This window comes from Streptomyces sp. AgN23 (assembly GCF_001598115.1).
Lineage (GTDB): Bacteria > Actinomycetota > Actinomycetes > Streptomycetales > Streptomycetaceae > Streptomyces > Streptomyces antimycoticus.
This window is the reverse complement of sequence record NZ_CP007153.1, coordinates 4,153,993-4,165,849: the sequence shown is the minus strand read 5'-3', so window position 1 is coordinate 4,165,849 and position 11,857 is coordinate 4,153,993. Positions and strand designations below refer to the sequence as shown.

At 71.2% G+C, this 11,857-nt stretch carries 7 protein-coding genes; all 7 read left to right on the top strand.

Annotated features, from left to right (window positions below):
- Positions 1-234 precede the first annotated feature (234 nt).
- The 7 genes from AS97_RS17780 to AS97_RS17750 all read left to right on the top strand — a co-directional run bounded on the left by AS97_RS17780 (position 235) and on the right by AS97_RS17750 (position 11,854).
- Complete coding sequence (locus tag AS97_RS17780; RefSeq protein WP_210565260.1) at positions 235-1,863, top strand: IS200/IS605 family accessory protein TnpB-related protein; 1,629 nt, start codon at positions 235-237, stop codon at positions 1,861-1,863.
- A 446-nt stretch (positions 1,864-2,309) separates the two neighbouring features.
- Positions 2,310-3,257: a 5-dehydro-2-deoxygluconokinase gene (iolC, locus tag AS97_RS17775; protein ID WP_210565259.1), complete on the top strand. Its 948-nt coding sequence runs from the start codon at positions 2,310-2,312 to the stop codon at positions 3,255-3,257.
- A 284-nt stretch (positions 3,258-3,541) separates the two neighbouring features.
- Positions 3,542-4,429: a deoxyribose-phosphate aldolase gene (locus AS97_RS17770; protein ID WP_086706834.1), complete on the top strand. Its 888-nt coding sequence runs from the start codon at positions 3,542-3,544 to the stop codon at positions 4,427-4,429.
- A gap of 84 nt (positions 4,430-4,513) precedes the next feature.
- Complete coding sequence (gene iolB / locus AS97_RS17765; protein ID WP_210565258.1) at positions 4,514-5,455, top strand: 5-deoxy-glucuronate isomerase; 942 nt, start codon at positions 4,514-4,516, stop codon at positions 5,453-5,455.
- Complete coding sequence (gene iolD / locus AS97_RS17760) at positions 5,452-7,338, top strand: 3D-(3,5/4)-trihydroxycyclohexane-1,2-dione acylhydrolase (decyclizing) (protein WP_125757578.1); 1,887 nt, start codon at positions 5,452-5,454, stop codon at positions 7,336-7,338. Before iolB ends, iolD begins: the two co-directional genes overlap by 4 nt.
- A gap of 37 nt (positions 7,339-7,375) precedes the next feature.
- Positions 7,376-8,881 carry a CoA-acylating methylmalonate-semialdehyde dehydrogenase gene (locus tag AS97_RS17755; protein WP_059142142.1) on the top strand — a complete coding sequence of 502 codons (1,506 nt, stop codon included), beginning with the start codon at positions 7,376-7,378 and terminating at the stop codon, positions 8,879-8,881.
- Positions 8,882-9,109: 228 nt separating this feature from the next.
- Positions 9,110-11,854, top strand: coding sequence for a hypothetical protein (locus AS97_RS17750; protein ID WP_210565257.1), 2,745 nt, complete (start codon positions 9,110-9,112; stop codon positions 11,852-11,854).
- The last annotated feature ends 3 nt before the right edge of the window (positions 11,855-11,857 follow it).

The window sequence follows — 11,857 nt, the reverse complement described above, 5'->3', positions numbered from 1 at the left end:
AGGGTCGCGAGCAGCAGCATCACGCCGATGAAGAACTTGAACCAGTCGGGGTTCGGATCTGCTGTCGGTTGACAGCACTTGGGAGCATTTTGGTGTGCACGAGTGAGCATCGACGACCGCGTTATGGGTCCCGGAAGGGAACGGGAGCTCCTGCGTCGTACGCGTGACCTTTGCGGGTGATGCTCGTTGGCTGCGGTGACGGGAAGTCTTCGTGCCGGGTAGGGGGTGGCGGGAGTGGGCGGGTTGCGCGAGGTAGCGGACCCGTTCGTGGCGCCCGGCCCGACCGGGGTGGCCATCCGCACCGGCCTCAAGGGCTTGGCCGGGCAGGACGTGATGGCCCTGCGCCTGGTCGGTGGCCAGATGGGATCCCTGGCGTCCCGGGACTTGAAGGCCCGCTGTGCGGCCGGGCTGGCTCATGACAGTGATCAGTGGGCGCAGCGCAAGCGGGCTTTGACCGGACAGTCTTCCTCGCGGTGGGCGGGCAGTGTCACCAAGGCCACTCATGATCAGTGGGCGCTGGCCCGGCGGGGTCAGCTCGCGCATATCCAGAACCTCCAGGCGGGGGTCGACATGATCACTGGTCGGCTGTCGCTGCCGGTCGGCGCGAAAGGTTGCAAGGGTTCGCCGGGTGGTTACCGCTCCCGGCGGGAATGGTTCGCCAAGTCTCGGCGCCTGCGCCTGCTGGAGGACTGGCTGGAGCGGGAGCGGGCGGATCGTGAGGCCGGGCGGGTGCGCGTGGTGCGGGGTGGCAGGAAGCTGCTGCGCAACCGGCACAACCTCCAGGCCGCCCAGATGTCCGAGGCGAAGTGGCGTGTGCGGTGGGAGGCTGAGCGCTGGTTCCTCCGGGCCGACGGCGAGTCGGGGAAGCGGTACGGGAACGAGACGATCCGTGTCAGCCCGGATGGTGAGGTGAGCATCAAGCTTCCGGCACCGCTGGCCGGGCTGGCGAACAGACCCCACGGCCGGTACGTGCTGGCCTGCCGGGTCGGCTTCCGGCACCGGGGCGAGCAGTGGGCCGACCGTGTTGCGGCCAACCGTGCCGTGGCATACCGGATCCAGTACGACGTGGAGCGGGACCGCTGGTACCTGACTGCCTCCTGGCAGACCCCGCCCGTGCGGGCAGTACCGCTGGAGGCGGTCCGGTCCGGAGGGCTGGTCGGTGTGGACACCAACGCCGACCATCTGGCCGCCTGGCATCTGGACATCCACGGCAACCCCGTCGGTGCGCCCCGCAGGTTCGACTACGACCTCACCGGCTGCGCATCGCACCGGGATGCGCAGGCGCGGCATGCCCTGATCCGTCTGCTGCACTGGGCCAAACGCTACGGGGCGGCCATCGCGATCGAGGACTTGAACTTCCAAGCGGAGAAGACCCGGGAGAAGCACGGGCGGCGAAAGCGGTTCCGACGGCTGATCTCCGGCATGCCCGTGAGCAGGCTGCGCGGCCGACTGGTGTCCATGGCCGCCGAGCTTGGCATCACTGTTGTGTCCGTCGATCCCGCCTACACCAGTCGCTGGGGCGCTCAGCACTGGCAAAAGTCCCTCACCGGGAAGAGAAGGAAGACCACTCGCCATCATGCGGCAGCGGTGGCGATCGGCAGGCGCGCCCTGGGGCATCCGATCCGGCGACGGACGGCACCGCCCCCGCACGACCGGAGCGATCGTGCGGGGCATCGGACCGTCCAGGCCGCATCGGGTATCCCGGGGCGTGAGGAAACCCGCCCCCGCGTTCCCGGACCACGGACACGATCCGTCGGCGCCGGACGCGGAGCGAAAGCGGGGGACCAGTGTGCCCACAACCGTTTGGGGCACACGGCTGAGCACGAGTCCTGGCACCAGGACTCACTCCCGCTCAGTCACTAGGAACGGTTGCTGGAGTAGGCGAGGTCCGTGGCCTTGGCGCCTTGCGGATCGTGTCCCAGAAGGTGTTCCCAGGGGCGTGGGTGATCGCCGCGATCTTCAGCCGGGGGTGTCGGTCTTGTCGGCAGCGAACCCGTTTGCGGGGTCGATTGAGTCTGAGGTCCATCCGTTCCAGTACCTCTCAAGGCAGGTCCGTCGAGTTGGCACGGCCGTGCAGAACGGGAGCCAACTCCTCGCGGCCGGCCTCTGTCAAGGCTTTGTCATGACAACATTTCATCTGGACGTAACGACGCGATAACGTGCCCCTGGTGGTCCCGAATGATGACGTCAGTATGTAAGGACAAAGCCTTGACAGTGGTTGGGGGACACGTCTAGACCTGAAGGGCCGGGGGACCTCCCGGAGTTCTGTGCACCAGACCCTGAGCTGCGTCTTTCCCGAAGGGGCAGGCATGAGTGAGCCGTACGACCTGATCACGATGGGCCGCAGCGGAGTGGACCTGTATCCGCTGCAGACCGGTGTGCCACTGCCGCAGGTCGAATCGTTCGGAAAGTTTCTCGGCGGCTCGGCGACCAATGTCGCGGTCTCCGCGGCCCGCTTCGGCCGCCGCTCCGCGGTGATCAGCCGCACCGGGGCGGATCCGTTCGGCGACTACATCCACCAGGAGCTGCGGGCCTTCGGGGTGGACGACCGCTTCGTCACCCCCGTCGAGCAGTACCCCACCCCGGTCACCTTCTGCGAGATCTTCCCGCCCGACGACTTCCCGCTGTACTTCTACCGCCGCCCCAAGGCACCCGATCTGGAGATCCACTCCGATGAGCTGGACCTCGACGCCATCCGCGCCACCCGGATCTTCTGGATGACCGGCACCGGGCTCAGCGAGGAGCCCAGCCGCACCAGCACCCTCGCCGCGCTCGCCGCCCGTGCCAAGAGCGGCACCACCGTCTTCGACCTCGACTGGCGGCCGATGTTCTGGGCCGACCCGGAGACCGCCCGGCCCTTCTACACCGAGGCGCTGCGCCATGCGACCGTCGCCGTCGGCAACGTGGACGAATGCGAGATCGCCACCGGTGCGCGCGAGCCCAAAGCCTGCGCGCAGGCGCTGCTGGACGCGGGCGTGGAGCTGGCCGTCGTCAAACAGGGCCCGCGCGGGGTGCTCGCCGTGCACCGCGACGGCACCACCGCGGAGGTCCCGCCCGTCCCGGTCGAGGTGGTCAACGGACTCGGCGCGGGCGACGCGTTCGGCGGCGCCCTGTGCCACGGACTGCTCTCGGGCCGGCCCCTGGAGCGCGTCATGCGGTACGCCAACGCGGCGGGCGCCATCGTCGCGTCCCGCCTCGCCTGCTCCTCCGCGATGCCCACGGAAGGGGAGGTCGAGGCCCTGCTGGGTGGGGACTGACCCAGGGCCCAGCGGCAAGGCCGATGGGTGCCCATCGTTACGGGGGTGTCCCCGTCAACCGGCTGGGGGTACCTCCCAGCGGTAGCTGGGGGCGAGCCGAAGGGGCGCGTCGCTGTCGTAAGGGAGAGCGCGCACAGGGAGCGAGGGCCGCAATCGATATGCGGCTCCGCCGCGTGGGCGACCGAGCACGGTCGACCGTCGACAGGGGGCACCTCCCAGCGGTAGCTGGGGGAGGCTGGAGCGCCCCGGAGGCGAACCGAGCCTCGAAAAGGAGGAGCAACACCTTGAGTATCAGCGTTTCGGACCTTGTGACGGTGCGGAGCCGCCACCCGGAGGCCATCGCCGAGGCGGCCGACCGCCGGGTCCGCCGCCCCCTCATCGGTGACAGCGGCCGTCTGATGATCGTGGCCGCCGATCACCCGGCGCGCGGCGCCCTCGCCGTCGGTGGGCACAAGCTGGCCATGGCCAACCGGGTCGATCTGCTGGAGCGGCTGTGCGTGGCGCTGTCCCGTCCCGGGGTCGACGGGGTGCTCGCCACCGCCGACATCCTCGAGGACCTGCTGCTGCTCGGCGCCCTCGAGGGCAAGGTCGTCATGGGCTCGATGAACCGTGGCGGCCTCGCCGGGGCCTCGTTCGAGCTCGACGACCGGTTCACCGGGCACCGCCCCCAGGACCTGACCCGGCTGCGCTTCGACGCCGGCAAGCTGCTGCTGCGCATCGACTACGACGACGCCGGTTCGCTGACCACCATGGTCAGCACGGCGCGCGCCATCGACGAGATGGCCGAGCGGCGGCTGCCCGTCTTCGTCGAGCCGTTCATCTCCCGGCGCACGGGCGGAAAGGTCGTCAACGATCTGAGCGCCGAGGCCGTCACCAAGTCCATAGCCATCGCCTCCGGCCTCGCCGGAACCTCCGCCTACACCTGGCTGAAGGTGCCGGTCACCGACGACGCCGACGAGATGGCGACGGTGATGGAGACGAGCACCCTGCCGGCGGTGTTGCTCGGCGGCGACGTGGGCAAGTCTCCGCAGGACCAGGAGGAGGCGTACGAGAAGTGGCGCAAGGCACTGGGGCTGCCGACCGTACAGGGGCTGGTCGTCGGGCGCTCGCTGCTCTATCCGGCGGAGGGCAGCGTCGAGACCGCCGTGGACACCGCCGTCGGCCTGTTGTGACGCTACGAAACGTGAGCTACGAAACGTGAGCACGAGACGTGACGCTACGAGACGTGACGCTACGGAAGGCAGAGACTTCACGCCATGACCACCACTGATCCGTTCCCCGGCTTCCATGTGCGGGCCGGCAAGGCGGCCGACGGCCCCTACGTCGTGGACATCACCCCCGAGCGGGCCGGCTGGGGCTACTCCAGCCTGCGGGTCCTCGAACTGCCGCCCGGCGGTTCGCACTCCCTGGCCACCGGTGACAGCGAGTGGATCGTGCTGCCGCTGAGCGGTGGCTGCACCGTGATCGCGGAGGGCGAGACCTTCGAACTGCACGGCCGGGAGAGCGTGTTCAGCGGGGTGAGCGACTTCGTCTACCTGCCGCGCGACTCCCACGCCCAGATCGCCAGTGGGGCGGGCGGCCGCTTCGCGCTCACCGGCGCCCGCTGCGAGCGGCGGCTGCCCGCGCGCTACGGACCGGCCTCCGCCGTCCCCGTCGAGCTGCGCGGCAGCGGCAACTGCTCGCGCCAGGTGAACAACTTCGGCGCGGCCGGCGTCTTCGAATGCGACAAGCTCATCGCCGTCGAGGTGCTCACCCCGGGCGGCAACTGGTCCTCGTACCCGCCGCACAAGCACGACCAGTGCCGCCCCGGTGAGGAGAGCGAGCTGGAGGAGATCTACTACTTCGAGGTCGCCGAGGCCCACGGCAACGAGGGCATCGGCTATCAGCGGGTCTCCCCGTCGGGCCACGGCCGCGGCACCGACGTCCTCGCCGAGGTCCGCTCCGGGGACACCGTGCTGATCCCCGACGGCTGGCACGGCCCCTCCATCGCCGCCCCCGGCCATGACCTGTACTACCTCAACGTCATGGCGGGCCCCGAGGAGGAGCGTGCCTGGCTCATCTGCGACCACCCGGACCACGCCTGGATCCGCTCCACCTGGCCGGACCAGCCCGTCGACCCCCGTCTGCCCCTGTATCAAGCCCCCGATTCCGCACCCGGTCAAGCACCCGATTCCGCACCCGCTGGAGACCCACGATGACCGCTTCGGCAGTGCGCCGCCTGACCGTCGCCCAGGCGCTGGTGGAGTTCCTGGCCCACCAGTACACCGAGCGCGACGGGCGGCGGCAGCGCCTGATCAACGCCACCTGGGGCATCTTCGGCCACGGCAATGTGGCCGGGCTCGGCCAGGCGCTGCTGGAGTCCGGGCCGGACACCATGCCGTATCTCCAGGGCCGTAACGAGCAGGCGATGGTGCACGCCGCGGTCGGCTACGCCCGCCAGAACAACCGGCTCGCCGCCCAGGCCGTCACCACCTCCATCGGCCCCGGCGCCACCAACCTCGTCACCGGTGCGGCGCTCGCCACCGTCAACCGGCTGCCGGTGCTGCTGCTGCCCGGCGACATCTTCGCCACCCGGCCCGCCGACCCGGTGCTGCAGCAGCTCGAAGTCCCGTACGCGGGCGACATCTCGGTGAACGACGCGCTGCGCCCGGTCTCCCGCTACTTCGACCGGGTGATGCGCCCCGAGGCGCTGATCCCGGCCGCGCTGCAGGCCATGCGGGTGCTGGCCGACCCGGCCGAGACCGGCGCCGTCACCCTGGCCCTTCCGCAGGACGTCCAGGCCGAGGCGTTCGACTGGCCCGGGGAGTTCTTCGCCGACCGGGTCTGGCATGTCCGCCGCCCCGCCCCCGAGGCGGCCGAGGTGGCCGCCGCCGCGCGGACGATCCGGGCCGCCCGCCGGCCGCTGATCGTGGCGGGCGGCGGGATCCACCACAGCGAGGCCGAGGACGCCCTGCGCGCGCTTGTCGACGCGACCGGCATCCCGGTGGCCTCCACCCAGGCCGGCAAGGGCTCGCTGCGCTACGACCACCCCGCCGACATCGGCGGGATCGGCCACACCGGCACCGCCGTCGCGGACGACCTCGCCCGCACAGCCGACCTGGTCATCGGCGTGGGCACCCGCTACAGCGACTTCACCACCGCCTCCGCGACCCTGTTCGCGGACCCGGCCGTGCGCTTCCTCAACCTCAACATCACGCCGTTCGACGCCCACAAGCTGGGCGCCACCACCGTGGTCGCCGACGCCCGCGCCGCGCTCGAAGCGCTCACCGCGGAGCTGGCAGGGCACCGGGTCGAGGAGACGTACGAGGCCGAGTACCGCACCGGCAAGGCCGAGTGGGAGCGCCGGGTGGACGCCGCGTACGCCGCCGGGGACGAGAGCGCCCGCCCGTCCCAGACCCAGGTGCTGGGCGCGCTGGACGCGGTCGTCGGCGACGAGGATGTGGTGATCAACGCGGCGGGTTCGCTGCCGGGCGACCTCCACAAGCTGTGGCGCGCCCGCTCCCCGCGCCAGTACCACCTCGAATACGGCTACTCCTGCATGGGCTACGAGATCCCCGGTGCCATCGGCGTACGGCTCGCGGCGCCCGCCACCCCGGTGTGGGCGCTGGTCGGCGACGGTACGTATCTGATGATGCCCACCGAGATCGTCACCGCGGTCCAGGAGGGCATCAACATCAACATCGTGCTGTTCCAGAACCACGGCTACGCCTCGATCGGCGGTCTTTCGGAGACCACCGGCGCCGAGCGCTTCGGCACCGCCTACCGCTACCGAGCGCCCGACGGGCAGTACACCGGCGATCCGCTCCCGGTCGATCTGGCCGCCAACGCCGCCTCGCTGGGCATGGACGTGCTGCGTGCCGAGAGCGTGGGCGAGCTGCGCGAGGCGCTGGCCGCAGCGCGCGCCTCGGACCGGCCCACATGTGTCTATGTGGAGACCGAAACGGCCGACACAGTGTCCGGCGCACCCGGGGCACAGGCGTGGTGGGATGTGCCTGTCGCCCAGACCGCGACCCGTCCGGCCGCCGTGAAGGCCCGCGAGGACTACGACCGGCAGGCCGCCGCACGCCGCCGCCACCTCTGACGTTTCTGACGTTGTTCGAGAGAAAGGCTCCGCACCCATGAAGACCGTCAACCACTGGATCGGCGGAAAGACCGTCGAGGGCGCGACCGGCGCGTACGGCCCGGTCTACAACCCCGCCACCGGCGCTCAGGACACCCAGGTCGCCCTGGCCTCCGTGGAAGAGGTCGACGCGGCCGTGGCCGCGGCCACGGAGGCGTTCCGCTCCTGGGGCACGGTGTCCCTGTCCAAGCGCACCGCGATCCTCTACAAGTACCGCGAGCTGCTGGACGCCCACCGCGACGAGATCGCCGAGCTGATCACCGCCGAGCACGGCAAGGTCCACTCGGACGCGCTCGGCGAGGTGGCCCGTGGTCTGGAGATCGTGGAGCTGGCCTGCGGGATCGCCGAGAAGCTGAAGGGCGAGCTGTCCACCCAGGTCTCCACCGGGGTCGATGTGTCCTCGATCCGCCAGCCGCTCGGGGTGGTCGCGGGCATCACGCCGTTCAACTTCCCGGCGATGGTGCCGATGTGGATGTTCCCGGTGGCCATCGCCTGCGGTAACACCTTCGTCCTCAAGCCCAGCGAGAAGGACCCCTCGGCCTCCCGCCGGCTGGCCGAGCTGGCCACCGAGGCGGGGCTGCCGGACGGGGTGCTCAATGTCGTCCACGGCGACAAGGTGGCCGTCGACCGGCTGCTGGAGCACCCGGACATCGCGGCCGTCAGCTTCGTCGGCTCCACGCCGATCGCCAAGTACATCCAGTCCAAGGCCATCGAACACGGCAAGCGGGTGCAGGCGCTCGGCGGCGCCAAGAACCACATGCTGGTGCTGCCCGACGCGGATCTGGACTTCGCCGCGGACAACGCCATCAACGCGGCCTACGGCTCGGCCGGTGAGCGTTGCATGGCGGTCTCCGTCGTCGTCGCGGTCGGCGACATCGGCGACGACCTGGTGAAGAAGATCGCCGACCGGGCCGCCAAGCTGCGCATCGGCCCCGGGAACGACCCGGCCTCCGAGATGGGCCCGCTGATCACCAAGGAGCACCGCGACAAGGTCGCCGGTTATGTGCACGGGGCCGCGGCCCAGGGCGCCGAGGTGGTCGTGGACGGCACCGGGTACACCGTCGAGGGACACCCTGAATGTGCTGACGGCTTCTTCATCGGCGTCTCGCTGCTGGACAAGGTCCCGCCGACGGCCGACGCCTACCGTGACGAGATCTTCGGCCCGGTGCTGTGTGTGGTGCGCGCTGAGACCTACGACGAGGCCATCGAGCTGATCAACAGCTCCAACTGGGGCAATGGCACGGCCATCTTCACCCGCGACGGCGGTGCCGCCCGCCGTTTCCAGCTGGAGGTGGAGGCGGGCATGGTCGGCGTCAATGTGCCGATTCCGGTGCCGGTGGGCTACCACTCCTTCGGCGGCTGGAAGGACTCGCTCTTCGGCGACCACCACATCTACGGCAACGACGGGGTGCACTTCTACACCCGCGGCAAGGTCGTCACCACCCGCTGGCCGGAGCCGTCGGAGGAGGTCGGCATCAACCTCGGGTTCCCGAAGAACCACTGAGGCGCATGCGACGAACCGCTGAGGTGCATACGGAGAACCACTGAGGCGTATGTGACGAACCACTGAGGTGCATACGGAGAACCACTGAGGCGTATGTGACGTGTGATTCGCACGTTTGAGTGGTTTACCCCGCCCCCTGCCGGACCCGGTCCGGCAGGGGGTTTCGCCGTCGTGGGGGCCGGGGATCCCAGGCCCACGGAGAAAACGGGGGACATCGGGGGTGGCCACGTGCCTGGGTTCGTGGAGGGAGAAGGGGCCGAGGAGTTCATCGAGGCGCTCAAGGGCGCCGTGGTGCCTCGGGACCGCAAGGCCAAGGGGCGGGATCTGCTGCCGCCCGTGCTGCTGCTCGCCGACGGCGAGCGGGCGGTGGCCCACGCCCATCAGGCGATGCGGGGGCTGCGCCGGATGCTCTATCCCGACGGCGCCAAGCGGGTGCCGTACGCGGCGCTCGGCCCCGATGAGATCCGCGACGCCGCCGGACGGCGGCCGCTGACGCTCGACCTCGGCCGCGAGCTGTGCGTCGATGTGCCCCGCCGCACCGGCCGCCTGCGGCTCACCGACTTCTTCCTGACGTGGGACATCGTCGAGCAGGCGCTGGACCCGCGGGCCCCGGAGCCGGACGGCCGCGCGCTGCGCGACCACTGCTATGCCCAGCGGATCGCACGAGGGCCGCTGCTGCGGGCGTTATGGACACTCGGCGGCGAAGGCGCCGAGGGCGGCACGGCGGGCCCGGGCTGGATCGCGGAGCTGCGCCGGCTGCTGACGCGCCCCCTCTTCCAGCTGCTGCCGCGCTGGTGGTGGGGGCGGCGCCGCACCCGCCTGCTGCTGCGCTCCACCCGGCGCGGCTGGTACGCCGACTGGCGGCGCATCAGCCATGGCCGCACCGCCGAGGACTTCTTCGAGAACGCCGCGCGGCTGCTGCGCGCCGAGCGCGGACGCGACCCGGAGGCGGCGGTCGGCCGGTGGGAGGAGCTGCTGCTGCGCGCGCTGCTGGCGGATCTGCGGCGCGCGGCCCGGCCGGGCCGGATCTCGCCCTGGCGGCGCCGGCGGCGCACTCGGTGTGTCTTTCTGCTGGAGCTGCCGGAGGACGTCGCCGGGTCGCGCTTCCTGGAGCGGTACGCGGAGGCCGCTCGGGACACCCGGTGTGCGGCGGTCGTGGTGGTGGCCGTCTCCCCGGCGGGCATGGTGGCCGTCTCCCCGGCGGACGGTGCGGGCGTGCCCCGGGCGGACGGGGCGGCCGCGTCCCCGGCGGGCGGGGCGGCCGCGGGGGAGAGCGGCGGGCTGGGCCGGGCGGCCGCCCGGCTGCGCGGTGCGAGCGGGATGCCGTCGCGGGCGCCCCGGCCGCTGCGGGCCGCGCTGCCCGCGCCCGTGCCGGAGTCGGAGGGGCTGGACCTCGACCCTGTCTCGCCGCGCACCTTCCGGCTGGGCCCGGCCGCGGAGCTGACCCTGACCGGGGTGGTGGTGGCGGCCCTGCTCAGCGCCCCGGGCGTATGGCTGCTGGACCGGGTCACGGACGAGCCGGACCGCGGCTGTCTGGGCGGGGCGTCCAGCGAGGTCGTCGCGGGCCGGCCCGAGCTGAGCGCGGACTCGCCCCGGAAGCAGTACGAGGACGCCCGACGGCTGATCCGCGAGGAGAACGCACGGGTGGGCCGCGAGGTCGGGGACGGCGACGGCACCGCCCGTACGGTGGTGCACATCGGCTCGGACGTGGCCGCCGACCCGCGGGGGCAGCGGTACAACGCGGCCGTGCCCGAGCTGCGCGGTATCGCACTGGCCCAGCGCGCGCTGAACGACGAGGCGCGCAACGACTCCCAGAAGGTGTGGCTGCGCATCGACAGCCGTAACGCGGGGGACGACTTCGCCAGCGCGCCCCGTATCGCCCGCCAGGTCGCCGAGGACGCCCGGAGGAAGGGCTCCGGGATCATCGGCGTGGTGGGCTTCTCCAAGAGCCTGAAGCAGACCCAGGAGGCTGTGCGGATCCTGGGCGGTGCGCGGATCCCGGTCATCGGCACCACGGCCACGGCGGATCTGATGCAGGTGGACGGGTACTACCGCAGGGTGGCGCCCACCGACAGCCGTGAGGCCGCGATCGAGGCCGAGTTCGCCCGCCGGGGCAACATCATGGACGACGGCACCGGGAGCTGCTCCCCGGCCCGCGCCGCCGTGGTCGTCAAGGACCCCCGGGATCTGTACAGCGATGAGATAGGGACGCTGTTCGCCGAGCGGTTCGGCGCCCGGCCGTTCACCCTGGAGTACACCCCCGGCGGCCGGTCCGGTGGTGTCACCCAGGGGCCGGGGCCGGACGGTGCCGCCCGTAAGGACAGCATCGGGGAGCTGGCCGACGCGGTGTGCGAGCGGGTCGTCGCCAACCCCCGTACGGTCGTCTACTGGGCCTCCCGCGCCCTCCAGTTCAGCGCGTTCCTCGACGACTTCGGGGACAACACCGCGTGCGAGGGCAGAAAGCTGACGGTGCTCGGCGGCAATGACCTCACCACCGCCGCCCTCGCCGGTGCGTACGCGGACCGGCCCTGGCTGCGGCTTTACCACACCGTCCATGTGCTGCCCGCGGGCCATCCGCGGCTGAGCGATATCGCCAAGAAGTTCAACGCCGACTACGCCAGGGACTTCGGAGCCCATGACCTGTGGCGCGACGACGGACGGGCCGCCCTGGCGTACGACGCGATGCAGTTGATGGCCGAGGCGGCCAACCGGGCCTTCCGCAGCACCGACAACGTGGAGCGCTCCAATGTGCAGATCGGCCTCGACAACGGCATCCGGAAACAGGGCGCCAGCGGCTATCTGGACGTCGGGCGGGGCCGCTCGGTGCCCCGGGACAAGCCGCTGGTGATCCTGCACCACACCGACCGGGGCTCGGAGCCGGTGCTCTACTGCGGCGCGTTCACCCAGAATCCGGCCGGGCGGGCCACGCACTGGGGGCCGCGGGGGAAGTTCTCATGTCCCAGGGACAGTTGAGGC